Here is a 26203-nt window from a genome sequence, read left to right as displayed (position 1 = left end):
AGAATAATCACGTTGGGTGCGTTTGAACTCAGTCATCATCACGTTCTCCGGATTTAAGTCAGGAACGTGTCAACGCTATTCAGGACGGGTCAAAGTCATAAAAAAAGCCAGCCTGGGAACCAGACTGGCTTTTTGACTTTCAAGCCGGTGTTACATCGCTTTTTTGGTCAACTCGATAACGCGCAGTTTAGCGATCGCTTTGGCCAGTTCCGCAGACGCCTGAGCGTAATCCACGTCACCATGAGAGCTCTTAATGTGCTCTTCAGCCTTACGTTTCGCTTCCAGAGCTCGCGCTTCGTCGAGGTCCTGGCCGCGAATAGCGGTATCAGCCAGAACGGTCACGCTACCAGGCTGCACTTCAAGAATGCCGCCGGACAGATAGATAAACTCTTCATGACCGAACTGTTTAACGATGCGAATCATACCAGGCTTAATGGCGGTGAGCAGCGGGGCGTGACCCGGGAAAATACCCAGCTCACCTTCGCTACCCGTTACCTGGATTTTCTCGACCAGACCAGAGAACATTTGTTGCTCTGCGCTGACGACGTCCAGGTGGTAAGTCATTGCCATATCACCCTCCGATTAAGGCGTTAAAGTTTTTTGGCTTTTTCCACTGCTTCGTCAATGGAACCGACCATGTAGAACGCCTGCTCCGGCAGGTGATCGTATTCGCCGTCCATGATGCCTTTAAAGCCACGGATGGTGTCTTTCAGCGAAACGTATTTACCCGGAGAACCGGTGAATACTTCTGCTACGAAGAACGGCTGGGACAGGAAGCGCTGAATTTTACGTGCGCGTGCTACCACCAGTTTGTCTTCTTCAGACAGCTCATCCATACCCAGGATGGCGATGATGTCTTTCAGTTCCTGATAACGCTGCAGGATGGACTGAACGCCACGAGCGGTGTCGTAGTGTTCCTGACCAACAACCAGCGGATCCAGCTGACGGCTGGTGGAGTCCAGCGGGTCAACCGCAGGGTAGATACCCAGGGAAGCGATCTGACGGCTCAGTACGACTGTTGCATCTAAGTGAGCAAAGGTCGTTGCTGGGGATGGGTCAGTTAAGTCATCCGCAGGTACGTATACCGCCTGAACGGAGGTGATAGAACCGGTCTTGGTGGAGGTGATACGTTCCTGCAGAACGCCCATCTCTTCCGCCAGAGTCGGCTGGTAACCTACCGCTGAAGGCATACGACCCAGCAGTGCAGATACTTCAGTACCGGCCAGGGTGTAACGATAGATGTTATCGACGAACAGCAGTACGTCACGACCTTCGTCACGGAATTTCTCAGCCATGGTCAGACCGGTCAGAGCAACGCGCAGACGGTTTCCCGGTGGCTCGTTCATCTGGCCATATACCAGGGATACTTTATCGATAACGTTGGAGTCGGTCATTTCGTGGTAGAAGTCGTTACCCTCACGAGTACGTTCACCTACGCCCGCAAACACGGAGTAACCGGAGTGCTCGATCGCGATGTTACGGATCAGCTCCATCATGTTTACGGTTTTACCAACACCCGCACCACCGAACAGACCGACTTTACCGCCCTTCGCGAACGGACACATCAGGTCGATAACTTTGATACCGGTTTCCAGCAGTTCCTGAGAGCTAGACAGCTCTTCGTAGGAAGGTGCAGCGCGGTGGATAGCCCAACGCTCTTCTTCACCGATGTCGCCTTTCATGTCTACTGGCTGACCCAGTACGTTCATGATACGACCCAGTGTTGCTTTACCTACCGGAACTTCGATTGGGTGCTCGAGGTCTTTAACATCCAGACCGCGACGCAGACCGTCGGAAGAACCCATAGCGATGGTACGTACGATACCGCCGCCGAGCTGCTGCTGAACTTCCAGCACCAGAACTTCATTACCATTCTGCACCTCAAGAGCTTCGTACACGCGCGGTACGGCATCCTGAGGGAATTCGACGTCAACTACGGCGCCGATTACCTGGACAATTTTTCCAGTAGCCATCTTGAATCCTCTACGAATTAACCTGGTTATACCGCGGATGCACCACCGACAATCTCGGTGAGTTCCTGAGTAATGCTGGCCTGTCGAGCTTTGTTGTATACCAACTGCAGCTCTTTAATCAGGCTGCCGCCATTGTCGGTCGCGGCTTTCATCGCCACCATACGTGCGGCCTGCTCGCTGGCCAGGTTTTCTACCACGCCCTGATAGACCTGAGATTCGACATAGCGACGCAGGAGAGTATCCAGCAGCGCTTTCGGATCGGGTTCGTACAGGTAATCCCAGGTTTTACGTTTCAGATCATCATCATCTGAAGCCGGTAACGGCAGCAGTTGAGTGATCGTCGGCACCTGGGACATGGTGTTAATAAATTTGTTGCTGACAATATAAAGCTTGTCCAGACGACCTTCGTCGTAGGCTTGCAACATCACTTTTACCGGACCGATAAGTTCGGACAGGGCAGGTTTATCGCCCATACCGGTTACCTGAGCGACAATGTTGCCACCTACGGAATTAAAGAAGGACACACCTTTAGAGCCGATCATTGCTAGGTCGCACTGAACGCCTTTTTCGGTCCATGCCTTCATATCCGCCAGCAGTTTCTTGAACAGGTTAATGTTCAAGCCACCGCACAGACCACGGTCGGTAGACACCACCAGGTAGCCCACGCGCTTAACGTCGCGTTCTTCCAGGTATGGGTGCTTATATTCCAGATTACCGTTCGCAAGGTGACCAATCACTTTGCGCATGGTATCTGCATAAGGACGGCTGGCCGCCATGCGATCCTGCGATTTACGCATTTTGGAAGCGGCGACCATCTCCATCGCTTTAGTGATCTTTTGCGTGTTCTGGACGCTTGCGATCTTACTACGTATCTCTTTTGCGCCGGCCATGAGCTTCTCCTCAATGCCTACGGCCTGCCCTAAGACAGGCCGTCAGACTTTACCAGGATTGGGTTGCTTTGAAGGAATCGAGGATGCCTTTCAGCTTGCCTTCGATTTCGTCGTTATAGCCACCGGACTGGTTGATCTCTTGCATCAACGGAGCGTGATCACGGTCAACGTAAGCCAGCAGAGCGGCTTCGAAGCTACCGATTTTCGCCAGTTCTACATCCGCCAGATAACCACGTTCTGCCGCGAACAGAACCAGAGACTGCTGCGCGACTGACATCGGCGCATACTGTTTCTGTTTCAGCAGTTCAGTTACTTTCTGACCATGGTCCAGCTGCTTACGGGTTGCATCGTCAAGGTCAGATGCGAACTGAGAGAACGCTGCCAGTTCACGATACTGTGCCAGAGCGGTACGGATACCACCGGACAGTTTCTTCATGATCTTGGTCTGAGCTGCACCACCAACACGGGATACGGAGATACCTGGGTTAACCGCAGGACGAATACCGGCGTTGAACAGGTTGGTTTCCAGGAAGATCTGACCATCGGTAATGGAGATTACGTTGGTCGGAACGAATGCGGAAACGTCACCTGCCTGCGTTTCGATAATCGGCAGAGCGGTCAGAGAACCGGTTTTCCCTTTCACTTCACCTTTGGTGAAGGTCTCAACGTATTCGGCGTTAACACGCGCAGCACGCTCCAGCAGACGGGAGTGCAGATAGAATACGTCGCCCGGGAATGCTTCACGTCCTGGTGGACGACGCAGCAGCAGGGAGATCTGACGGTATGCGACAGCCTGTTTAGACAGGTCATCATAAATGATCAGCGCATCTTCGCCGCGGTCGCGGAAGTATTCGCCCATTGCGCAACCGGCATATGGTGCCAGGTATTGCAGTGCAGCGGATTCAGACGCGGTTGCCACAACAACGATGGTGTTAGCCAGCGCGCCGTGTTCTTCCAGTTTACGTACCACGTTAGAAATGGTGGACGCTTTCTGGCCGATAGCAACGTATACGCACTTGATGCCGGAATCACGTTGGTTGATGATGGCGTCGATTGCCAGCGCGGTTTTACCGGTCTGACGGTCGCCGATGATCAGTTCACGCTGACCACGACCGATTGGGATCATGGCATCAACGGATTTATAACCAGTCTGAACTGGCTGATCAACGGACTGACGTTCGATTACGCCTGGTGCGATAGCTTCAACGGCGGAGAAGCCGTCGTTGTCCAGCGCGCCTTTACCATCGATTGGTGCACCCAGGGTGTTAACCACACGGCCCAGCAGGCCACGGCCAACCGGAACTTCCAGGATACGACCAGTACACTTGACGGTCATGCCTTCGGCAAGGTCAGCGTACGGACCCATTACTACAGCACCTACGGAGTCGCGCTCCAGGTTCAGTGCGATAGCGTAACGGTTACCCGGCAGGGAAATCATTTCACCCTGCATACAATCGGCCAGGCCGTGGATGCGGATAACACCGTCACTTACAGAAACAATAGTACCTTCGTTGTGAGCTTCACTCACAACACTGAACTGAGCAATGCGCTGCTTGATCAGTTCGCTGATTTCGGTGGAATTCAGTTGCATGCTCCAGTCCCCTTAAGACTGCAAGACGTCTGCAAGGCGCTCAAGACGGCCGCGTACGCTGCCATCAATGACCATATCACCCGCACGGATGATAACGCCCGCCATTACAGACTTATCGATTTTGCAATTCAGCTTAACTTTGCGTGACAGACGCTTTTCCATCGCGGCGCTGATTTTCGCAAGCTGTTCTTCATTGAGCGCATTAGCGGAGATGACTTCTACCTCAGAGGTAGCTTCACTCGCGGCGCGCAGATGAATGAACTGCTCGAGAACATCCGGGAGCACTTTAAGACGACCATTTTCAGCCATAACCTTAATCAGGTTCTGGCCGTTTTCGTCCAGTTGCTCACCGCATACTGCGATAAACGACTTAGAGAGCGTTTCCGGTGCCAGCGCACCAGACAGAAGCTCTGCCATTTGTTCGTTCTTCGTCACTTCGGCGGCAAACGCCAGCATGTCCTGCCAGCGATCTACGCTTTTGTGTTCGACGGCAAAGTCAAAAGCTGCTTTGGCGTAGGGGCGAGCTACCGTAACAAATTCAGACATCAGCCCCTCCCTCCTTACAGTTCAGCGACAAGTTTGTCCACGATGTCGCTGTTAGCAGCTTCATCCACGGAACGTTCGATGATCTTCTCGGCGCCAGCAACAGCCAGGATAGCGACTTGCTTACGCAGCTCTTCGCGGGCACGTTTACGCTCAGCATCAATTTCTGCCTGAGCCTGTGCCACGATTTTGTTACGTTCCTGCTCTGCTTCAGTTTTGGCTTCGTCCAGGATCTGAGAGCGACGTTTGTTCGCCTGCTCGATGATTACCTGGGCTTCCGCTTTCGCTTTTTTCAGCTGGTCGGTCGCATTGGCCTGTGCAAGGTCCAAATCCTTTTTAGCTCGTTCTGCAGAAGAAAGGCCGTCAGCAATTTCTTTTTGACGCTTTTCGATGGCTGCCATTAAAGGCGGCCATACGTACTTCATGCAGAACAGAACGAAGAGGACAAACGCGATGGCCTGGCCGAGGATTGTTGCGTTAAGATTCACAGCACAATGCCTCTTTATCTAGTTAACGTTCTGATATTGCTCTTAATTCAAAGCAACGCTTACTACGCGACAGCGAACATCACGTACAGACCCAGACCTACAGCGATCATAGGGATAGCATCCACCAGACCCATAACGATAAAGAACTGAGTACGCAGCAGAGGAATCAGATCCGGTTGACGCGCTGCGCCTTCCAGGAATTTGCCCCCGAGGATGCCGATACCGATCGCAGCACCGATTGCCGCCAGACCCATCATCACAGCGGCAGCCATGTACAGCAGATCCATATTCAGGTTTTCCATGACAGTCTCCAGTTTGTTTCAGTTAAAACGTAGTAGTGTTGGTAAATTAATGCTCTTCAGACGCCATCGACAGATAGACAATCGTCAGAACCATGAAGATGAAGGCTTGCAGCGTAATGATCAGGATGTGGAAAATGGCCCACGGCACATTCAGAATCCACTGTGACCACCACGGCAACAGACCAGCAATCAGAATGAAAATCAGCTCACCGGCATACATGTTGCCGAACAGTCGCAGACCCAGAGATACCGGTTTGGACAGCAGGCTTACCCCTTCAAGGATTAAGTTGACAGGAATAAATGCCCAGTGATTGAACGGCTGCAGTGTCAGCTCTTTCGTGAAGCCACCGATGCCTTTCATTTTGATGCTGTAGAACAGAATCAGGATAAACACGCCCAGTGCCATAGACAGGGTAATGTTTACGTCCGCAGACGGAACCACGCGCAGCGCCGGCAGGCCCAGTATGTGCTCAGCAACATACGGCAGCAGGTCGATAGGCAGTAAGTCCATCAGGTTCATCAGGAAGACCCAGACGAAGATCGTCAGGGCAAGCGGAGCAATAACCTTGCTTTTGCCATGGTACATGTCTTTGACACTGCCATGAACGAAGCCGATTACCAGCTCAATCGCGGTCTGAAATTTACCCGGTACGCCGCTGGTTGCTTTTTTGGCAACGCTACGGAACGTAAGCAGGAACAACAGACCCAGCACCACCGAGAAGAACATGGAGTCAATATTGAGCGTCCAGAAGGTGGCTGGGGGGTTATGCGGATCTACCAGCGAGAAAGTACGCAGGTCCAGCTGAAGGTTATTCAGATGGTGTCCTATGTATTCCTGCGGCGTCATATTTTCAGAAGCCATGATGCCTTTTACCCTTTGTTGTTAATTACAGCGGGCGCCAGTATTTGAACCACTAGCACCGAAATCCATGTAACGATCAGCGGTAAGAACACCGCTTTAAAAACCGCCAGCGCCACGACCAGTAACACCAGCATCGCAAGCACTTTGAACGCTTCCCCGAAGGCGAACGTCCAGGCCACTCGGCCTTTAGCGGGTGTATGTACCTGGTGACGCCAGGCAAAAATCATAAACAACATATTAGGCAGTAACACTGCCAGGCCTCCACACGCGGCGGAGATGCCCCAGAAGGGGTCTTTTAGGCTGAACAGCAATCCACTTGCTATCACTGCCAGAAGCTGAATGAACAGAAGCTTTCGTGCAACGTTTCGACTCACGAGCGACATAGACATCACGTTTGTACTCCTGCTCCCTTTGAGGTATGCCGCGTGTCGTATAAAACGTTCTTTAAAGCTCTGAGTCAAGCATCAAAAAGCGGTCAAATTATACGGTGACACCCCGTGATTTCAAACAATAAGTAGCCAAAACGTGAATAAATATTTAATTATTTTTCATTCGCGCTGTTTTTCTACTTTTCACCAAAGTGTGAACGATCGTACAAAACTGCAAATACACCGAAAATAGTGATTATAAAGCGTGCACAAGATCACATATTAAACATTTTAGAGCGAACAGCATAAATCATTGTAGCAAAACAGATGTTCTCATCATTCTGATATATAAGACTTAATCCGCCCACTCTTTTAAAAACACCGCGATACAGAACAAAAACCATTCATTGACATTTATAATAATTTATTAACATGACAAAATGTCGAACGGGCTGACTTTTAGCAGGCTGATATTTTCCATGTTGACTATTTTAAGTCTTAACAAAAAAAGCCGCGTTACGGTGAAGATAAACTCAAGTTAACTGACGGTTAAATATAGCAGGTCGCTGGCGCTAATTGTCGTGCATTTGTTAACACCAGAGACCCCGCTTTTTCTCTACTTTTTTTGATAAAAATTAAATTTTATTTGCTTTAATAATAACCAAATGACGCTCCCCTTCCAGCTGAGGAACTTTTAGCGGCACCACGCTCTCGACGCCAAACGGTGCTGGAAGCTGAGCGATCTCCTCTTCCGGAAGCTGTCCCTTCAATGCGTAAAAGCGCCCAGAATCACCTGGAAGGTGATGGCACCAGGTCACCATGTCAGTCAGTGAAGCAAAAGCACGGCTAATCACGCCGTCAAACGGCGGTTCCGCCGGGAAATCTTCAACACGGCTCTGCACCGGCGTGATGTTAGTCAGCGCTAACTCGTGCTGCACCTGACGAAGGAAGCGGACGCGTTTACCCAGGCTATCCAGTAACGTGAAGTGAGCATCAGGACGCACGATGGAAAGGGGAATACCCGGCAGGCCAGGGCCCGTACCCACATCGATAAAGCGTTCCCCCTTCAGCGATGGCGCGACCACAATGCTGTCGAGAATATGGCGAACCAGCATCTCGTTAGGGTCACGTACGGAGGTCAGATTGTAGGCTTTATTCCACTTGTGCAGCATATCCACGTAGGCCACAAGCTGGTTTTTCTGGTGATCGGAGAGGGAAATTCCTGCTTCATCCAGCAGTCGAGAGAGTTTGTTAAGCACGGAGAATACCTGTTAGCGATAATCTGCCGGATGACGGCTTCGCCTTATCCGGCTTAGGTGTAGGCCCGGCAAGCGTAGCGCCGCCGGGCAACGTTCGGTGCATTAAGCGCTGCGGCGCAGCAGCCCTTGTTTTTTGAGCCATACCAGCAGAATGGAGATTGCCGCTGGCGTGATCCCGGAGATACGAGAAGCCTGGCCTATCGAAACCGGTTTGTGATCGTTAAGTTTGGCGATCACTTCGTTGGACAGGCCGTTAACCTGGCGGTAGTCCAGCGTAGCAGGCAGCAAGGTGTTTTCGTTGCGCTGCTGTTTCTCGATTTCGTCCTGCTGACGAGCGATATAGCCTTCGTATTTAACCTGGATTTCCACCTGCTCGGCCGCCTGCGCGTCTTCCAGCATAGGAACAAACGGGGTCAGAGAGGTCAGTTGTTCGTAGGTCATTTCCGGGCGACGCAGCAGATCTTCACCGCTGGCTTCGCGCGTGAGTGGCGCACTCAGGTGAGCATTCACTTCGGCCGCAGACTCCGATGACGGTGTAATCCAGGTAGACTTCAGACGCTGGCGTTCACGTTCGATGCTCTCCAGCTTCTCGTTGAAGCGCGCCCAACGAACGTCGTCCACCATTCCCAGCTCACGACCGATTTCGGTCAGACGCAGGTCGGCGTTGTCTTCACGCAGCATCAGGCGGTATTCCGCGCGAGAGGTGAACATGCGGTACGGTTCTTTGGTACCGAGCGTGCAAAGGTCGTCCACCAGCACGCCGAGGTAGGCCTGATCGCGACGCGGTGCCCAGCCCTCTTTGTCGGCAGACAAACGGGCTGCGTTAAGCCCGGCCAACATGCCTTGGGCGGCAGCTTCTTCATAGCCAGTGGTGCCGTTGATTTGACCGGCAAAGAACAGACCGTGGATAAATTTGCTTTCCAGCGTAAGTTTCAGGTCGCGCGGATCGAAGAAATCGTACTCAATGGCGTAGCCAGGACGAACGATTCGCGCGTTTTCCATCCCCTGCATGGAACGGACAATTTGCATCTGCACATCAAACGGCAGGCTGGTGGAGATACCGTTTGGATAAATTTCGTTGGAGGTGAGTCCTTCCGGCTCCAGGAATACCTGATGCTGGTTACGATCGGCAAATCGCATCACTTTATCTTCGATCGATGGGCAATAGCGCGGGCCGATCCCTTCGATCACGCCGGCGTACATTGGACTGCGATCGAGGTTATTGCGGATCACCTCATGCGTCTTCTCGTTGGTATGCGTGACGTAGCACGGCATCTGACGAGGATGCTGAGCGGCGTTCCCCAGGAAGGAGAAGACCGGCAACGGGTTATCGCTGTTTTGCTGACCCAGGACGCTAAAGTCGATGGTACGTGCGTCGATACGCGGTGGCGTACCGGTTTTCAGGCGACTGACGCGCAGCGGCAGTTCACGCAGGCGGCGAGACAGCGGGATAGACGGCGGATCGCCAGCACGGCCACCGCTGTAGTTATCCAAACCAATGTGAATTTTGCCGTCGAGGAAGGTACCCACGGTCAGTACTACTGCCTTGGCGCGGAATTTGAGGCCCATTTGGGTTACGGCGCCAACAACGCGATCGTTCTCAACAATCAGATCTTCAACCGCCTGCTGGAAGATCATCAGATTCGGCTGGTTCTCCAGCGCGGTGCGTACCGCCTGACGATAGAGCACGCGATCCGCCTGTGCACGGGTGGCTCGAACTGCCGGGCCTTTGCTGGCGTTTAGTATCCTAAACTGGATGCCAGCCTGGTCGATCGCAGTCGCCATCAGGCCGCCAAGAGCATCCACTTCTTTTACCAGGTGTCCTTTCCCAATGCCGCCAATCGCCGGGTTGCAGCTCATCTGCCCCAGCGTGTCGATATTGTGTGTCAAAAGCAGAGTCTGTTGACCCATACGCGCTGCGGCCATCGCTGCCTCAGTGCCTGCATGACCCCCGCCAATGATGATGACGTCAAAAGGATCCTGATAAAACATGGTGGTTTGCCTCGCGTAAAGCGGTTTGAAAATGGATTGAAGCCCGGGCCGTGGATTCTACTCAACTTTAGTCGATGGAGAAAGGGTTCGGATCTTGGGTATTAAAAAGAAGATCTTTTTATTTAGAGATCTGTTCTATTGTGATCTCTTATTAGGATCGCCAACCTTTGTGGATAAGTCCGATCCGTATTTTAAGATCAACCGTTTAAGAAGGATCGTTAGCTGTGAATGATCGGTGATCCTGTTCAGTATAAGCTGGGATCAAAATGCAGGGTTATACACAGGTCAAAAACCAGACAAGAGTTATTCTTTGGATAACTACCGGTTGATCCAAGCTTTTAACCAGAGTTATCCACACAATAAATTCCGATCTTTACAAATCTCTGAGCAAAAGATGCCACGATCCCAGCCAGATTTCGGCCGGATCTTCAGGAATCTCATGTTCGAGTACGTTGATCTTCAACGTTTCGCCGATCTGTTTGGCCCCGCAGGCCTTCAGTTCGGCATCCAGCTTGTCGATCGCACCGCAGAACGTGTCATATTCGCGGCTGCCAATCCCGATTGCCCCGAAGCGAACCTGGGAGAGATCCGGTTTTTGCTCACGTAATGCTTCATATAAAGGCAGCAGGTTGTCAGGAATGTCTCCTGCACCGTGTGTGGAGCTGATAACCAGCCAGATCCCTTCCGTCGGCACTTCATCAAGCATCGGCCCGTGCAGCATTTCGCTGGTAAAACCGGCATCTTCCAGTTTTTCAGCCAAATGCTCTGCTACATATTCCGCACTGCCGAGAGTACTGCCGCTGATAAGAGTGATATCTGCCATGATCGCCCACCTATATATAGAGGAGGGCATTGTACGCTGTGTGTGAACTGGGATCTACCTGTGGAAAAATGTGGGATTAAAAAAGCCGATCATGGCTTGATAGTACGCATAATCGGGTTCTGCAGGACGATCAGCGTTTCGGTGGACTGAATTTCATCAATTGTTTGGATCTTGTTGATAAGTACCTGCTGCAGGGCGTCAATGGATTTGCACATCACTTTAATAAAGATGCTGTAGTGCCCGGTGGTGTAGTACGCCTCGGTAACCTCATCCAGACTTTCCAGCCTTGCCAGCGCTGAAGGATAATCCTTCGCACTCTTCAGAATGATGCCGATAAAGCAGCCTACGTCGTAGCCCAGTTGCTTAGGGCTCACGTCGACGTGCGCGCCGGTAATAATGCCCGCCTGCTTCATCTTCTCTACGCGAACGTGAATAGTGCCGGGGCTCACGGCGAACTGTTTGGCCAGTTCGGCATAGGCGGTGCGGGCATTGGCCATTAACGCCTCAAGGATGCCGCGATCCAGATTGTCGATTTGATAATTTTCCATAGCTTTTTCTTATGAAGATTAATGATTCACTCTATTTTAGCCTGTTATTTTATTGAATCAAAAGTGAGTAAGGTTTTTTATTGTTTGATTATTGAATTGGTGTCCTGTTTTGTTGCTTAATCAATACCAACAGGACGCAGGAGTAAAAATAATGAAAACCGCATACATCGCAAAACAACGCCAGATTAGTTTCGTTAAATCCTATTTTTCCCGTCAGCTGGAAAAGAAGCTAGGGCTCGTAGAAGTTCAGGCACCGATCTTAAGCCGCGTGGGAGATGGGACACAGGACAACCTGTCTGGTTGCGAGAAGGCGGTTCAGGTGAAGGTGAAAACACTGCCAGATGCCCAGTTCGAAGTGGTTCACTCCCTTGCGAAGTGGAAACGTCAAACCCTGGGACAACACGACTTCAGCGCGGGCGAAGGGCTGTACACGCACATGAAGGCCCTTCGCCCCGATGAAGACCGACTCACCGCCATTCACTCCGTTTACGTTGACCAGTGGGACTGGGAGCGCGTAATGGGTGATGAAGAGCGCCATATCGGCACGCTGGAAAGCACCGTGAAGGCCATCTGGGCGGGTATTAAAGAAACTGAAATTGCCGTGAGCAAAGAATTTGGTCTGACACCGTTTCTGCCAGAACAGATCCATTTCGTTCATAGCGAAACGCTGCTGAGCCGCTACCCTGGCCTTGATGCGAAAGGGCGTGAGCGCGCGATCGCCAAAGAGCTGGGCGCGGTCTTCCTGATCGGGATCGGCGGTAAACTGTCTGACGGCCAGCGTCACGATGTCCGTGCGCCAGACTATGACGACTGGAGCACTCAGAGCGCTTCCGGCCTCTCTGGCCTGAACGGTGATATTCTGGTGTGGAACCCGGTGCTGGAAGACGCCTTCGAGCTTTCCTCTATGGGGATCCGCGTCGATGCTAAAGCGCTGAAGCACCAGTTGGCATTAACCGGTGATGAAGATCGTCTGCAGCTGGAGTGGCACCAGGCGCTGCTGCGCGGTGAAATGCCGCAGACGATTGGCGGCGGTATTGGTCAGTCTCGTTTGACGATGCTGCTGCTGCAACTCTCCCACATTGGGCAGGTGCAGTGTGGCGTATGGCCAACACAGGTTCGTGAGAGCGTCTCCGCCCTGCTGTAATGCTTAAATTAACGCTGCCAGCGTCTAAGCAGGCGGCTTCTCAACCCGGTATCAAAGCGCCAGATATGATCGAAGATGCGCATGATCCCGGGTTTTCCATGTGCAGACATCGCCACCGCATGAAAACGGTGTTGATATTTGTGCTGCAGATCCCCCACCTTCTTCACCACCTCATCCGGCAGCCGTTGGGCGATAAAATCGGAAATGACCACCGCGTCGGCATCCTGCCACTGCGGGTTTTGCAACTGCTCAATTACCGCGCGCAGACAGCTCGCCATATCGGTGCCGCCGCGAAAGCGCTGGCTTAAAAAGCGGATCGCCTGCTCCAGCCCCTGACGATCGGTGAGCTCATAGCGCACCACCTCCGTGGAGAACAGCATGATGTAGCAGCGGCGGTTATCCGCCAGCGCCACGCGCATCAACGCAAGGCAAAACGCTTTGGCGCACTGCTCGTTGAAGCCGCCCATCGAGCCGGAGGTATCCACGCAGACCACAAACGGCCCGCGAGGCTGTTCGTCTTCATCCTGATGAACCACCGGGCGCTCGGTGACCTTCTCACGCCAGGCATCACCGTGCAGGCGGTAGGTTAGCAGCTGCTTCTCCACCAGCCGGCGATAGAATTCATACTCCAGTTCGGTCATCCCAAGCGTTGCCAGCTCCGGCGGCAGCAGGCGCAGGATATCGTCGCTTTGCTGAATGCCATCGACCTGCTCTGGCACGGTGGAGGGTTCGCGCACCATGGTGCGGAAGGTCTCCATAGGTGCATCTTTCTTCGGCACCGATTTCGCTTCGCGGGAACGACCGAGCTGTTCCGCCAGGCGCATCAGCTCCGGCTGTTGGCTGAGAAACTCGCCGTATTTGACGATCAACTGATAGTCGCCGCGCTTGAGCTGCCCGGCGCTCATGTCCCACAGCCGCCCACCGGCGCTGTCGTTCTCCACCAGCACCGGCTCCAGCTGGCCACTCAAGGTCATGCGCTCCTGCACCTCACTCAACAGCTGTTCGCGCTCTTCTTCCAGCATCTGCTGGTTAAGCGACGTGACCTGAACAACCAGACTCAGTCGCCAGCGTTGCAGGAACAGGGTGTGTAGTGCGGGGGTAAAGGTTGCATTGTTGGCGACAAGCTGCTGCGCCTGCACCGCAAACGGCGAATGCAGCCGCGTTAGCAGCGCCAGAATCTGCGGCAGTTGGACGATAAACTGCGCGGTGGAAAGCAGCTGACTTTGCTGATAGCAGAGAACTTCTTCTTCCAGCTCCGGTGGAACCGGTGCTCCTTTCAGACGGCCTTTAAAGGTGTCGCGCCAGCGCGGAAGATCGTCGGTAATCGCGGTTTTTAAACGGGGAAACTTTTCAAAAAAGATAGCCAACTGTGGCGAGGCCAGCAGGGCGATGATCATCTCTTCGATCATCCCCTCTTCGCTGACCGCCAGCATGACGTTGAGCGTATCGATAGTCAGCATTAAAGCTGCGCCTGCTTAATTTGCGCGGCCACATCCTGCAGGCTGGCTTCAATTCGGCCGAGCCACTCTTCATTAATAAAGAGGCATTTTTGCTGTTCGCTAAAGCGGTTGTGCTGCTGGTGCCACTCTTCATCCAGCGCGAGCAGCTGCTGGCGGATTTCTGCCGGCATACTTTCTGCCGTTCCTGTGCCGGGTAATGAAAGACGCGTGCCTTGAAGACTAACATCGCGCACCACCAGATGCTGACTGGCATCGACTTCCATATTCAGCGCCAGCGCAAAGCCGATACCGTTGAGCTTGCCGCGGATTTCGCCGCTTTTCTCCAGCCAGTTGGCCAGTGCCTGACGTTCAAAGGTGATGTGAATGACTTCAATATCGTGCAGCTTGAGCGGCTTTTGCAGCAGTAGCGTGACCGTTGGTGATTGCACCTCTGGCGGCAGCTCATAGTGTGGTTTGCGGCTGAACATGCCGCCCAGACGGGTCACCTTGAGCGCCGTTTTATCGCTTTGCTGCTGCTGAATTTGCAGGCGTTGTTGGGTGATGGCGCCCAGCTTGTTGAGCATCGACTGCTGCTGCCACGCGCGCCCGGTCATCAAAATATCTATTTGTTGTTGCAGCAGATTTCTGCTTTCTGCATCATGCCAGAGACACTCTTTTAAGAGGATCAGATCGATAGGCGCTATCGTATCGCGGCCGCTGAAGAAGGCGCAGGCCTGAAGCAGACGGATCGCTTTTTTCCAGCGACGGTCGGAGACATAAGGCGCATTCGGCAGATTATCGAGCTGCTGACGCAGGGTGAAGATCAGCTCAAACACCGCATCTGGCAGCTTCACGTTGCCGATATCCTTCTGCCACTGGAAATATTCTTCGTCGGTGACCTGGAGGTTTGCCGGAATCGGGTTGTCGTTCTCGTCCTGCTGGCTAATCAGCATCGAGCGGAAATTGCCTTTGTCCTGTACTTTGTCGAGCCACAGGCGAATCAGCATACGGTCATATAGCGCTTCGAGGCTGCTTTCCGCTTCCGGCAGTTCATTGGAGGCCGTTACCAGCAGGCGCATTGGGATTTTTTCGACGCTGGCGCCGTTACGGAAGTGACGCTCGTTAATGGCGGTCAGCAAAGTGTTCAGAATCGCCGGGCCGGCTTTCCAGATTTCATCAAGGAAGACGATTTCCGCTTCTGGCAAGTAGCCAGCGGTCAGACGCTCATAGCGCCCTTCATCTTTTAAGGCCTGAATAGAGAGCGGGCCGAATACCTCTTCCGGCGTAGAGAAACGGGTCATCAGGTATTCAAAGGCGCGGGCGTGCTGGAAGGCAAACTTCAGGCGGCGGGCGATCAGGCTTTTGGCGATGCCGGGAGGGCCGAGTAAAAACACACTCTCACCGCTGAGGGCCGCCAACAGACAGAGCCGCATGGCGTGACTACGCTCAAAAAGGCCCTTCTCCAGCGCGCTGCTCAGGCGCGAAATTCTTTCTGCTAATAAATGTGGTTGCGCCATAATTAAGTTGCGTCCTTTCACCGTTTATTCTGCTAACTGGCTGAGTATAGACGTATAACTCTTTAGGTGAATAGCCTGAATAGTCCCTCGCCATTTATTGAGGCAGGTTAAGATGACGCAATTAAGGGGTACGATTTTGATGTTAATCGTGCATACTGTGCGCTTTTCGTGGGCCAAGGGACTAGGCACACATTTGTTTCATAAACGAAAGACTAGTCTATGAGCACTGATAAGAAACAATCTTTATCAGCGATTACACTCGCTGCAATTGGCGTGGTATACGGCGATATTGGTACCAGCCCTCTTTATACGCTTCGTGAATGTTTGTCTGGGCAGTTTGGTTTTGGCGTTGAACGTGACGCGGTTTTTGGCTTCCTGTCATTAATTTTCTGGCTGCTGATTTTTACGGTATCACTCAAATACATTACCTTCGTGATGCGGGCGGATAACGCCGGTGAAGGCGGGATCCTGACGTTGATGTCACTTGCTGGGCGTAATACCTCCGCAAAGATGACATCAATACTGGTGATCCTTGGGCTTATTGGGGGAAGCTTCTTCTATGGTGAAGTGGTCATTACCCCGGCTATCTCGGTGATGTCGGCGATCGAAGGTCTTGAGATCATCGCGCCAACGCTTGATACCTGGATTGTCCCCATCTCTATCATCGTCCTGACGCTGCTTTTTGCTATTCAGAAGCACGGTACCAGCATGGTCGGCAAACTGTTTGCGCCGATTATGCTTATTTGGTTCCTGCTGTTGGCGGTACTGGGCGCGCGGAGCATTATTGCTAACCCGGACGTTCTGCATGCCCTGAATCCTTACTGGGCGGTGAACTTCTTCCTGCAATACAAAACCGTCTCTTTCGTCGCATTGGGCGCGGTGGTGCTGTCGATTACCGGCGTGGAAGCGCTGTATGCCGATATGGGCCACTTCGGGAAGCTGCCGATTCGTCTGGCCTGGTTCTCGGTGGTTCTGCCTTCGCTGGTGTTGAACTACTTTGGTCAGGGCGCGCTGCTGTTAAAGCATCCGGAAGCGATTAAGAACCCGTTCTTCCTGCTGGCGCCTGATTGGGCGCTGATTCCGATGCTGGTGATTGCGGCATTGGCGACGGTTATCGCCTCTCAGGCGGTTATCTCCGGCGTCTTCTCGCTGACTCGCCAGGCGGTGCGTTTGGGATATCTGTCTCCGATGCGCATTATCCACACCTCGGAAATGGAGTCCGGCCAGATTTATATTCCGTTTATCAACTGGCTGCTCTATATCTCAGTCGTCGTCGTAATTGTCAGCTTTGAGCACTCTTCAAACCTGGCGGCGGCGTACGGTATTGCCGTGACTGGGACCATGGTGCTGACGACGATTCTGTTCACCACGGTGGCACGCAAGAACTGGCGCTGGAATAAGTTCTTTGTGGCGCTGCTGTTTGTGGCGTTTATGTGCATCGACATTCCGCTGTTCTCGGCGAACCTCGATAAAATTGTCTCCGGTGGTTGGCTGCCGCTGACGCTGGCGCTGATCATGTTCACCATCATGACCACCTGGAAAAGCGAGCGCTTCCGCCTGCTGCGTCGTATGCATGAACACGGCAACTCTCTGGAAGCGATGATCGCTTCACTGGAGAAATCGCCGCCGGTACGCGTGCCGGGCACCGCGGTGTATATGTCTCGTGCGCTGAACGTGATTCCGTTTGCCATGCTGCATAACCTCAAGCACAACAAGGTGCTACACGAGCGGGTTATCCTGCTGACGCTGCGTACCGAAGATGCGCCGTATGTGCATAATGTTCGCCGCGTGCAGATTGAGCAGCTCTCGCCAACCTTCTGGCGCGTGGTGGCCAGCTACGGCTGGCGTGAAACGCCAAACGTGGAAGAGGTGTTCCACCGCTGCGGTCTGGAAGGCTTGAGCTGCCGAATGATGGAAACCTCGTTCTTTATGTCGCATGAGTCGCTGATTGTCGGCAAACGTCCGTGGTATCTGCGCCTGCGCGGCAAGCTCTACCTGCTGCTCCAGCGCAACGCGCTTCGCGCGCCGGATCAGTTCGAGATCCCACCGAACCGCGTTATCGAATTGGGTACCCAGGTCGAAATATAACGCTATCAACGCCCTCCCTCATTTTGACGGAGGGCGTTTTTTTATCCCCACCCCTTTGTTCGCGAAACGTTTCGATAGCGATCACATTTCTATAACCTGATGGTGGTTTTCTGTTCGTTCTTCAGATTAAACTGATGCTAGCGAAACGTTTCGCTAGTGGAGCAAGAAAACAAAATGAAGAAAGGCACGGTACTCAACTCTGAAATCTCGTCGGTTATCTCCCGTTTGGGGCATACCGATACGCTGGTGGTGTGCGATGCGGGTTTACCTATTCCCCGCAGCACGGCGCGCATTGATATGGCGCTGACCCAGGGCGTTCCCACCTTTATGCAGGTGCTGGGCGTGGTGACGCAAGAGATGCAGGTTGAGGCCGCCATTCTCGCCGCGGAAATTCAACAACATAATCCGCAGCTCCACGAAGCGTTGCTCAAACACATTGAGCAGCTGCAGCAACACCAGGGAAACACCATTGATGTTCGTTACGTCTCACATGAACAGTTCAAACAACAAACCGCAGACAGTCAGGCGGTGATTCGCAGCGGGGAGTGTTCCCCGTATGCGAATATCATTCTCTGTGCTGGCGTCACCTTCTGAGGCCATCATGGACGCACTCTTACAACTGAAAGGGATCGATAAATCGTTCCCGGGCGTAAAGGCGCTCTCCGGCGCCGCGCTGAACGTCTACTCCGGTCGCGTTATGGCGCTGGTGGGTGAAAACGGCGCGGGCAAATCCACCATGATGAAAGTGCTGACCGGGATCTACGCCCGCGACGCTGGTTCATTATTATGGCTGGGTAAAGAGACCACCTTTAACGGTCCAAAATCGTCCCAGGAAGCCGGTATCGGCATCATCCACCAGGAGCTGAACCTGATCCCACAACTGACGATTGCCGAGAACATTTTCCTCGGCCGTGAGTTCGTGAATCGCTTTGGCAAAATCGACTGGAAGAAGATGTACGCTGAGGCCGATATCCTGCTGGCAAAACTCAATCTGCGCTTTAAGAGCGACCGCCTGGTGGGCGACCTCTCTATCGGCGATCAGCAGATGGTGGAAATTGCCAAGGTGCTGAGCTTTGAGTCGAAGGTCATCGTAATGGATGAACCGACCGATGCGTTGACCGATACTGAAACCGAATCCCTGTTCCGCGTCATCCGCGAGCTGAAATCGCAGGGGCGCGGCATTGTCTATATCTCCCACCGTATGAAAGAGATTTTCGAAATCTGCGACGACGTCACCGTTTTCCGTGACGGGCAGTTTATTGCCGAGCGTGAAGTGGCGAGCCTCGACGAAGATCTTCTGATTGAAATGATGGTTGGGCGCAAACTCGAAGATCAGTACCCGCATCTTGATAAAGAACCGGGTGAGATCCGCCTGAAGGTGGACGCGCTGTGCGGGCCGGGCGTGGAAAACGTCTCCTTCACCCTGCGTAAAGGCGAGATCCTTGGCGTCGCCGGGCTGATGGGCGCTGGACGTACCGAACTGATGAAGGTGCTGTACGGCGCGCTACCGCGCACCAGCGGCTACGTGACCCTCGACGGCCATGAAGTGGTGACCCGCTCGCCACAGGACGGCCTGGCGAACGGCATCGTGTATATCTCCGAAGACCGTAAGCGTGATGGCCTGGTGCTGGGCATGTCGGTGAAAGAGAACATGTCGCTGACCGCACTGCGCTACTTTAGCCGTGCCGGTGGTGGCCTGAAGCATAAAGACGAACAGCAGGCGGTCGGTGACTTTATCCGCCTGTTTAACGTCAAAACCCCTTCCATGGAACAGGCTATCGGCCTGCTCTCCGGCGGTAACCAGCAGAAAGTGGCGATTGCCCGCGGCCTGATGACCCGTCCGAAGGTGCTGATCCTCGATGAACCGACGCGCGGCGTCGACGTGGGGGCGAAGAAAGAGATTTATCAGCTTATCAACCAGTTCAAGGCCGACGGTCTGAGCATCATTCTGGTCTCTTCAGAGATGCCGGAAGTATTGGGGATGAGCGATCGCATTATTGTGATGCATGAAGGGCATCTCGGCGGTGAGTTTTCACGCGAGCAGGCCACCCAGGAAGTATTAATGGCTGCCGCTGTGGGCAAGCTTAACCGCGTGAACCAGGAGTAAAAAAGATGACAACCCAGTCTGTGGCGGGTCGCCGCTATTTCACTAAAGCATGGCTGCTGGAGCAAAAATCGCTAATAGCCCTGCTGGTGCTGATAGCGATTGTATCGACCATGAGCCCGAACTTTTTTACCGTCAATAACCTGTTCAACATCCTGCAGCAAACCTCCGTGAATGCGATCATGGCGGTCGGGATGACGCTGGTCATTTTAACGTCAGGGATCGACCTGTCCGTCGGTTCTCTGCTGGCGTTGACCGGCGCGGTCGCTGCGTCGATTGTCGGCATCGAAGTTAATGCGCTGGTGGCGGTTGCTGCCGCACTCGCATTAGGTGCCGCAATCGGGGCCGTTACCGGTGTTATCGTCGCCAAAGGGCGTGTTCAGGCGTTTATCGCCACCCTGGTGATGATGCTGCTGCTGCGCGGTGTGACCATGGTGTACACCAACGGCAGTCCGGTAAATACCGGGTTTACCGACAACGCCGATGTCTTTGGCTGGTTCGGGATTGGTCGCCCGCTGGGCATTCCTACTCCGGTATGGATCATGGGGATTGTCTTCCTGGCCGCGTGGTACATGCTGCATCACACCCGTCTGGGTCGTTATATCTATGCGCTGGGCGGCAACGAAGCGGCAACGCGTCTTTCCGGTATCAGCGTCAATAAAGTCAAAATTATCGTCTATTCTCTGTGCGGGCTGCTGTCAGCGCTGGCGGGGATTATCGAAGTGGCGCGTCTCTCCTCTGCGCAACCGACGGCGGGTACCGGCTATGAGCTGGATGCCATCGCGGCGGTAGTGCTGGGTGGTACCAGCCTGGCAGGCGGTAAAGGTCGTATCGTCGGCACACTTATCGGTGCGCTGATTCTTGGGTTCTTGAACAACGGTTTGAACTTGTTAGGCGTTTCTTCTTATTACCAGATGATCGTTAAAGCAGTCGTCATTTTGCTGGCGGTGCTGGTGGACAACAAAAAGCAGTAATTCACGACACTACAGGACATCTTAGATATGAACATGAAAAAACTGGCTACCCTGGTTTCTGCGGTTGCGCTGAGCGCCACCGTGAGTGCGAACGCGATGGCGAAAGACACCATTGCGCTGGTTATCTCTACCCTGAATAACCCGTTCTTCGTCTCTCTGAAGGATGGCGCGCAGAAAGAAGCCGATAAACTGGGTTACAACCTGGTGGTTCTGGATTCACAGAATAACCCGGCGAAAGAGCTGGCTAACGTTCAGGATTTAACGGTTCGTGGCACCAAAATTCTGCTGATCAACCCAACTGACTCCGATGCGGTGGGTAACGCCATCAAGATGGCTAACCAGGCAAAAATCCCAGTTATCACCCTGGACCGTATGGCCGCTAAAGGCGAAGTCGTGAGCCACATTGCTTCCGATAACGTGCTGGGCGGCAAAATCGCCGGTGATTACATCGCGAAAAAAGCCGGTGAAGGCGCGAAGGTTATCGAACTGCAGGGGATTGCCGGGACGTCCGCAGCGCGTGAGCGTGGCGAAGGCTTCCAGCAGGCCGTTGCTGCCCACAAATTTAACGTCCTGGCGAGCCAGCCTGCCGACTTCGACCGTACTAAAGGTCTGAACGTGATGCAGAACCTGCTGACTGCGCATCCTGACGTGAAAGCCGTCTTCGCGCAGAACGACGAAATGGCGCTGGGTGCACTGCGTGCGCTGCAGACTGCGGGTAAATCCGATGTGATGGTGGTTGGGTTTGACGGTACGCCAGATGGCGAGAAAGCGGTAAAAGATGGCAAACTGGCGGCGACTATCGCGCAGTTACCTGACCAAATCGGTGCTACCGGCGTGGAAACCGCTGACAAAGTGCTGAAAGGCGAAAAGGTCCAGGCGAAATATCCTGTTGACCTGAAGCTGGTTATTAAGCAGTAATAACGCGAATGCGATTCAGGTTCTCGCAGCCTGAGGGACAACATCAAAAATAAAAGCAGGGCACGCGCCACCGGTCAGTCAGCCGGTGGCGCATCTTACCGGACACTCTGAAAATGAAAACCGCAGGCAAACTCGTCGTCCTTGGCAGCATCAATGCCGATCACATTCTCAATCTTGACTCTTTCCCGACGCCTGGCGAAACCGTCACCGGTAGTCATTATCAGGTCGCTTTTGGCGGCAAAGGCGCGAACCAGGCGGTTGCCGCCGGGCGCAGCGGCGCGGATATTGCGTTTATTGCCTGTACGGGCGATGACGATATCGGCGAGCGTATCCGCAAACAGTTACAGGTTGACCGCATTGACGTCGCACCGGTTAGCGCCGTGACTGGCGAGTCGACCGGCGTGGCGCTGATCTTTGTGAACGGCGAAGGCGAAAACGTCATTGGTATCCATGCCGGAGCCAACGCCGCGTTATCCACCGCGTTAGTCGACGCGCAGCGCGAGCGTATCACCAAGGCTGACGCGCTGCTGATGCAGCTTGAGTCCCCGCTGGACAGCGTAGAGCTGGCCGCGCAGATTGCCCACCAGAATCAGACCACCGTGGTATTAAACCCGGCCCCGGCGCGCGCGCTGTCGGATGAGCTGCTGTCGCTGGTGGATATCATTACCCCAAACGAAACCGAAGCTGAGAAGCTGACGGGCGTACGGGTAGAAAACGATGAAGATGCTGCGAAAGCCGCGCAGGTGCTGCATGCCAAAGGTATCGATACGGTGATCATCACCCTCGGCAGCCGTGGCGTATGGGCCAGCGTGAAGGGCGAAGGCCGCCGCGTGCCGGGCTTTAAAGTCCAGGCCATCGATACCATTGCCGCGGGCGACACCTTTAACGGTGCGCTGATGACCGCGCTGCTGGAAAACACACCGCTGGCGGAGGCGCTGCGCTTTGCTCATGCAGCCGCGGCCATTGCCGTAACGCGTAAAGGCGCTCAGCCATCGGTTCCATGGCGTGAAGAGATCGACGAATTCTTACGTCAACAGGGGTAATGCTTGGCCACAATGAAGGATGTTGCCCGCCTGGCGGGCGTTTCCACCTCAACCGTATCGCACGTCATCAATAAAGACCGCTTCGTCAGCGAGGCGATTACCGAGAAAGTTGATGCGGCCATCAAAACGCTGAACTACGCGCCGTCGGCACTGGCGCGTAGCCTCAAGCTGAATCAGACCCATACTATTGGCATGCTGATCACCGCCAGTACCAACCCGTTCTACTCTGAACTGGTACGCGGCGTTGAGCGCAGTTGCTTTGAGCGCGGTTATAGCCTGGTGTTGTGTAACACCGAAGGCGATGAACAACGAATGAACCGCAATCTTGAAACGCTGATGCAAAAACGCGTCGATGGGCTGCTGCTGCTGTGCACCGAAACGCACCAGCCGTCGCTGGAGATCATGCAACGCTACCCTTCTATTCCTTCCGTGATGATGGACTGGGCGCCGTTCGACGGCGACAGCGACCTGATTCAGGATAATTCGCTGTTCGGCGGCGATATGGCGACCCGTTATCTGATTGAACGCGGCCATACGCGCATTGCCTGTATTGCTGGCCCATTAGATAAAACTCCGGCGCGTTTGCGGTTGGAAGGGTATCGGGAAGCCATGCATAACGCGAAGCTGCCCATCCTGGACGGCTATGAGATTACCAGCGACTTTGAATTTGGCGGTGGTCTGGAGGCGATGCAGCAGTTGTTAAAACATCCCGAGCGTCCGGATGCGGTGTTTGTCGGTAATGACGCCATGGCGGTGGGGGCCTATCAGGCGCTGTATCAGGCCGGTTTGCGTATTCCGCAGGACATGGCGGTGATTGGCTATGACGATATCGAGCTGGCGCGCTATATGACGCCGCCGCTGACCACCATTCACCAACCGAAAGATGAACTAGGCGAGCTGGCGATTGATGTGTTGATTCATCGCATCGCGCAGCCCGGGCAGAAACAGCAGCGTATGCAGCTGACGCCCGAGCTGGTGGTTCGCGGCTCGGTGTGAGGCTAGTGCTTTTCTTTTATTAAGTTGCGGCCATCTTTCGGTCGCAGCAGCAGGAACATCAGCGCGGATATCGCCGTAATCACGCCCATGGTAATAAAGGTATAGTGGAACTGATCGATGGTTGAACCCACGATACTCTGATACGAACGCAGCACCGCGGCGCTGATGGCAACGCCAAGGCTAATCGACAGCTGTTGGGTCACCGCTAGCAGGCTGTTGCCACCGCTGGCGTTATCGTCCGTCAGGTCGGCAAGCGTAATAGTGTTCATCGATGTGAACTGCGTCGACATCGCCATCCCCAGCACCAGCAGCGGCAGAATCAGCATCCATATCGGCATTGATGGCGATTGCAGCGAGAATTGCGCGATCATCAGCCCGATAAACAGCGTGACCCCTACCAGCGTTTTCCGATAGCCCAAACGGCGCAGCACGGCAGTAACGGTCGATTTCGCAATGATCGAACCGATTGCCGTCGGTGCCATCATGCAGCCGGCGATCAGCGCCGGGTAGCCGAAGCCTACCTGTAGCATCAATGGCATCAGGAACGGTACGCAGCCGGTACCCAGACGCGTAGCCAGGTTTCCGGCGATACCGACGGAAAAGGTGCGCGTTTTGAACAGTGATAGTGAAATCAGCGGCGTAGGGTGTTTACGCGCGTGGCGGATATAGGCGAGCAACAGAAGTATGCTGAGCAGGACTATCATTAATGCCACCCAGCCCGACACGATCTGCTCCCCGAGTAACTCCATACCGATGGAGAACAGTACCAGGCTTAGCCCGAAGAGCAGGAAGCCGGAGAAGTCGAAGCGCCGCCGCGGCGTGGTGAAGTTCGGCATATATTTCCGGGCGTACAGCATCCCGATAACGCCAATCGGGATGTTAATGAGGAAAATCCAGTGCCAGGTTGCCCAGGTGACGAACACGCCGCCGAGTACCGGGCCCAGAATCGGCCCAATCAGACCCGGCATGGTGACAAAGTTAAGCACCGGCAGCAGTTCGCTGCGCGGATAGGCGCGCAGTAACGCCAGGCGCGCGACGGGCATCATCATGGCGCCGCCAATCCCCTGAATTACCCGGAAGATAACCAGCTCGGTTAATGAAGAAGAGAGCGCGCAGGCCAGAGAGCCAAGGGTGAACAGACTCACCGCTAACATAAAGATGCGGCGGGTACCGAAACGGTCGGCCAGCCAACCGCTCACCGGGATCAGCATCGCGACGGTCAGGGTATAGCTGATAATCGCCGACTGCATGGCCAGCGGTGAACGGTTAAGGCTGTGGGCGATGGCCGGAAGGGCGGTATTCAGGATGGTGGCGTCTAACGCCTGCATAAAGAAGGCCATTGCCGCTATCCACGGCAGACCGGCCATACTCCGCGCTTTCTTTTCTGTCATGCGATGTCCTCTAGACGGCTTCCCGGATATGCGGCGCGTTTAATAACGCCTGACATGCCAGAAATGCCTGCTGACCGTCGCCATCCTGGATAGCATCAACAATGGCCTGGTGGCTATCCAGCTCGATCACTTCATCTTCAGTAATAGAGGTGAAATAGATGTGGTACACCGAATGGAAGAGCTTAGCGAAGGAGGTCAGGAACGGATTCGCGCTCATTTCATAGATATGCTCGTGCCAGGAGGTGTCGATATCAATCCAGCGAGTACGGTCGAACGCTTTCTCCAGCGTCGCCATCTCTTCCATTAACGTGTTGAGGTGCGCCTTCTGCTCAGCCGTGCCTAACGTCGCGGCCAGCATGCAGGCCTGCGGTTCGAGGCTGCGGCGCAGTACCAGGAAGTGTTTCATCACCGACTGGAAGTTATCTGTGGTCAGCCACCAGGAGATAAGCTCGGTGTCGAGGAAGTTCCAGTGTGCCTGAGGCATGACGCGCGTACCAATGCGCGGGCGCGGGAGCAGCATGCCTTTTGCCGACAGGGTTTTTACCGCTTCACGAACGGCGGTCCGGCTGACGCCGAAAATCTCGGCCAGCTCCATCTCGCCGGGGAGGATGCTTTCCGGCGGGTATTCGCCGGTTAATATCTTCTGGGCTATTTTTTCAGCCAGGACCCAGGAGATGTTCTTTTGAGCTGCCAGTTGCTGTGCGCTTAGAGACATAAATGCCATTCCTATTATTTGTCTTTCTTTAGTATGCCATTTGATGTGCTGAATCGGTGTTAAAAACAGCAGTTCGGGCCTTTAACGGTGCATTGCTGCACGATTTGTTGAAAAAGAGAGCGAGCGATAAATTATTTTAAATTTATGCTTGCGGGATCTCAATTACTCCCTATAATGCGGCCCCACTGAGACGGAACAACGGCAAACAAGCCGCCGGGTCAGCGAGGTTCTCCTG

At 53.9% G+C, this 26203-nt stretch carries 25 protein-coding genes; 8 read left to right on the top strand and 17 right to left on the bottom strand.

What is annotated here, in order from left to right; all coding sequences use genetic code 11:
• Positions 1-150: 150 nt before the first annotated feature.
• The 13 genes from ACLGE8_RS22245 to asnC form a co-directional block, all read right to left on the bottom strand.
• Positions 151-570 carry a F0F1 ATP synthase subunit epsilon gene (locus ACLGE8_RS22245; protein WP_003023809.1) on the bottom strand — a complete coding sequence of 140 codons (420 nt, stop codon included), beginning with the start codon at positions 568-570 and terminating at the stop codon, positions 151-153.
• Positions 571-590: 20 nt separating this feature from the next.
• Positions 591-1973 carry a F0F1 ATP synthase subunit beta gene (atpD, locus tag ACLGE8_RS22240; protein ID WP_035893613.1) on the bottom strand — a complete coding sequence of 461 codons (1383 nt, stop codon included), beginning with the start codon at positions 1971-1973 and terminating at the stop codon, positions 591-593.
• Positions 1974-1999: 26 nt separating this feature from the next.
• Positions 2000-2863, bottom strand: a complete 864-nt coding sequence (atpG, locus tag ACLGE8_RS22235; protein WP_411001267.1) for a F0F1 ATP synthase subunit gamma — start codon at positions 2861-2863, stop codon at positions 2000-2002.
• Positions 2864-2912: 49 nt separating this feature from the next.
• The gene (gene atpA, locus ACLGE8_RS22230) at positions 2913-4454 is read right to left on the bottom strand and encodes a F0F1 ATP synthase subunit alpha (protein WP_166515109.1); all 1542 of its coding nucleotides are present in this window, start codon (positions 4452-4454) and stop codon (positions 2913-2915) included.
• Positions 4455-4466: 12 nt separating this feature from the next.
• The gene (gene atpH / locus ACLGE8_RS22225) at positions 4467-5000 is read right to left on the bottom strand and encodes a F0F1 ATP synthase subunit delta (RefSeq protein WP_035893618.1); all 534 of its coding nucleotides are present in this window, start codon (positions 4998-5000) and stop codon (positions 4467-4469) included.
• A gap of 14 nt (positions 5001-5014) precedes the next feature.
• Positions 5015-5485 carry a F0F1 ATP synthase subunit B gene (gene atpF / locus ACLGE8_RS22220; protein ID WP_035893620.1) on the bottom strand — a complete coding sequence of 157 codons (471 nt, stop codon included), beginning with the start codon at positions 5483-5485 and terminating at the stop codon, positions 5015-5017.
• Positions 5486-5547: 62 nt separating this feature from the next.
• On the bottom strand, positions 5548-5787 hold the full coding sequence (atpE, locus tag ACLGE8_RS22215) for a F0F1 ATP synthase subunit C (RefSeq protein ID WP_000429386.1): 240 nt from the start codon (positions 5785-5787) through the stop codon (positions 5548-5550).
• Between the two features lie 46 nt (positions 5788-5833).
• Complete coding sequence (gene atpB, locus ACLGE8_RS22210; RefSeq protein ID WP_166515107.1) at positions 5834-6649, bottom strand: F0F1 ATP synthase subunit A; 816 nt, start codon at positions 6647-6649, stop codon at positions 5834-5836.
• A gap of 8 nt (positions 6650-6657) precedes the next feature.
• On the bottom strand, positions 6658-7038 hold the full coding sequence (atpI, locus tag ACLGE8_RS22205; protein WP_411001264.1) for a F0F1 ATP synthase subunit I: 381 nt from the start codon (positions 7036-7038) through the stop codon (positions 6658-6660).
• 614 nt (positions 7039-7652) lie between these two features.
• On the bottom strand, positions 7653-8276 hold the full coding sequence (rsmG, locus tag ACLGE8_RS22200) for a 16S rRNA (guanine(527)-N(7))-methyltransferase RsmG (protein WP_411001262.1): 624 nt from the start codon (positions 8274-8276) through the stop codon (positions 7653-7655).
• 102 nt (positions 8277-8378) lie between these two features.
• Positions 8379-10268 carry a tRNA uridine-5-carboxymethylaminomethyl(34) synthesis enzyme MnmG gene (gene mnmG, locus ACLGE8_RS22195; protein WP_411001260.1) on the bottom strand — a complete coding sequence of 630 codons (1890 nt, stop codon included), beginning with the start codon at positions 10266-10268 and terminating at the stop codon, positions 8379-8381.
• A gap of 373 nt (positions 10269-10641) precedes the next feature.
• Positions 10642-11091, bottom strand: coding sequence for an FMN-binding protein MioC (gene mioC / locus ACLGE8_RS22190; RefSeq protein ID WP_035893631.1), 450 nt, complete (start codon positions 11089-11091; stop codon positions 10642-10644).
• A gap of 89 nt (positions 11092-11180) precedes the next feature.
• Positions 11181-11639, bottom strand: coding sequence for a transcriptional regulator AsnC (gene asnC, locus ACLGE8_RS22185; protein WP_035893632.1), 459 nt, complete (start codon positions 11637-11639; stop codon positions 11181-11183).
• A 151-nt stretch (positions 11640-11790) separates the two neighbouring features.
• Between asnC and asnA the strand changes: the two genes are divergently transcribed.
• Positions 11791-12783: an aspartate--ammonia ligase gene (gene asnA, locus ACLGE8_RS22180; RefSeq protein WP_411001257.1), complete on the top strand. Its 993-nt coding sequence runs from the start codon at positions 11791-11793 to the stop codon at positions 12781-12783.
• A gap of 8 nt (positions 12784-12791) precedes the next feature.
• Here the strand turns inward: asnA and viaA are convergent, their stop codons facing one another.
• Both viaA and ravA read right to left on the bottom strand, forming a co-directional pair.
• Complete coding sequence (gene viaA / locus ACLGE8_RS22175; RefSeq protein WP_411001255.1) at positions 12792-14243, bottom strand: ATPase RavA stimulator ViaA; 1452 nt, start codon at positions 14241-14243, stop codon at positions 12792-12794.
• The gene (gene ravA, locus ACLGE8_RS22170; protein ID WP_411001253.1) at positions 14243-15739 is read right to left on the bottom strand and encodes an ATPase RavA; all 1497 of its coding nucleotides are present in this window, start codon (positions 15737-15739) and stop codon (positions 14243-14245) included. Before ravA ends, viaA begins: the two co-directional genes overlap by 1 nt.
• A gap of 219 nt (positions 15740-15958) precedes the next feature.
• On the opposite strand from ravA, the gene kup reads away from it, so the two are divergent.
• From kup to rbsR, 7 genes are all read left to right on the top strand, one after another.
• Positions 15959-17827: a low affinity potassium transporter Kup gene (gene kup, locus ACLGE8_RS22165; RefSeq protein ID WP_411001251.1), complete on the top strand. Its 1869-nt coding sequence runs from the start codon at positions 15959-15961 to the stop codon at positions 17825-17827.
• A 174-nt stretch (positions 17828-18001) separates the two neighbouring features.
• Complete coding sequence (rbsD, locus tag ACLGE8_RS22160) at positions 18002-18421, top strand: D-ribose pyranase (RefSeq protein WP_123650958.1); 420 nt, start codon at positions 18002-18004, stop codon at positions 18419-18421.
• Between the two features lie 7 nt (positions 18422-18428).
• Positions 18429-19934, top strand: coding sequence for a ribose ABC transporter ATP-binding protein RbsA (rbsA, locus tag ACLGE8_RS22155; RefSeq protein ID WP_395595825.1), 1506 nt, complete (start codon positions 18429-18431; stop codon positions 19932-19934).
• 5 nt (positions 19935-19939) lie between these two features.
• Positions 19940-20905 carry a ribose ABC transporter permease gene (gene rbsC, locus ACLGE8_RS22150; RefSeq protein ID WP_035893646.1) on the top strand — a complete coding sequence of 322 codons (966 nt, stop codon included), beginning with the start codon at positions 19940-19942 and terminating at the stop codon, positions 20903-20905.
• 27 nt (positions 20906-20932) lie between these two features.
• Positions 20933-21823 (top strand): ribose ABC transporter substrate-binding protein RbsB, encoded by an 891-nt coding sequence (rbsB, locus tag ACLGE8_RS22145; RefSeq protein WP_411001248.1) that lies wholly within the window; start codon positions 20933-20935, stop codon positions 21821-21823.
• A 113-nt stretch (positions 21824-21936) separates the two neighbouring features.
• Positions 21937-22866 (top strand): ribokinase, encoded by a 930-nt coding sequence (gene rbsK / locus ACLGE8_RS22140; RefSeq protein ID WP_411001246.1) that lies wholly within the window; start codon positions 21937-21939, stop codon positions 22864-22866.
• Between the two features lie 3 nt (positions 22867-22869).
• Positions 22870-23862 carry a ribose operon transcriptional repressor RbsR gene (gene rbsR, locus ACLGE8_RS22135; protein WP_185668179.1) on the top strand — a complete coding sequence of 331 codons (993 nt, stop codon included), beginning with the start codon at positions 22870-22872 and terminating at the stop codon, positions 23860-23862.
• A 2-nt stretch (positions 23863-23864) separates the two neighbouring features.
• Here the strand turns inward: rbsR and mdtD are convergent, their stop codons facing one another.
• Together mdtD and ACLGE8_RS22125 are read right to left on the bottom strand one after the other, a co-directional pair.
• On the bottom strand, positions 23865-25253 hold the full coding sequence (gene mdtD / locus ACLGE8_RS22130; RefSeq protein ID WP_411001244.1) for a multidrug transporter subunit MdtD: 1389 nt from the start codon (positions 25251-25253) through the stop codon (positions 23865-23867).
• A gap of 10 nt (positions 25254-25263) precedes the next feature.
• Positions 25264-25968: a FadR/GntR family transcriptional regulator gene (locus tag ACLGE8_RS22125; protein ID WP_411001242.1), complete on the bottom strand. Its 705-nt coding sequence runs from the start codon at positions 25966-25968 to the stop codon at positions 25264-25266.
• Positions 25969-26203 lie beyond the last annotated feature (235 nt).

This window comes from Kluyvera sp. 142486 (genome assembly GCF_046569695.1).
In the GTDB taxonomy this organism is placed as follows: Bacteria; Pseudomonadota; Gammaproteobacteria; order Enterobacterales; family Enterobacteriaceae; genus Kluyvera.
Note: the sequence above shows the minus strand (reverse complement) of the source record. Positions and strands in the feature narration are given on the sequence as shown.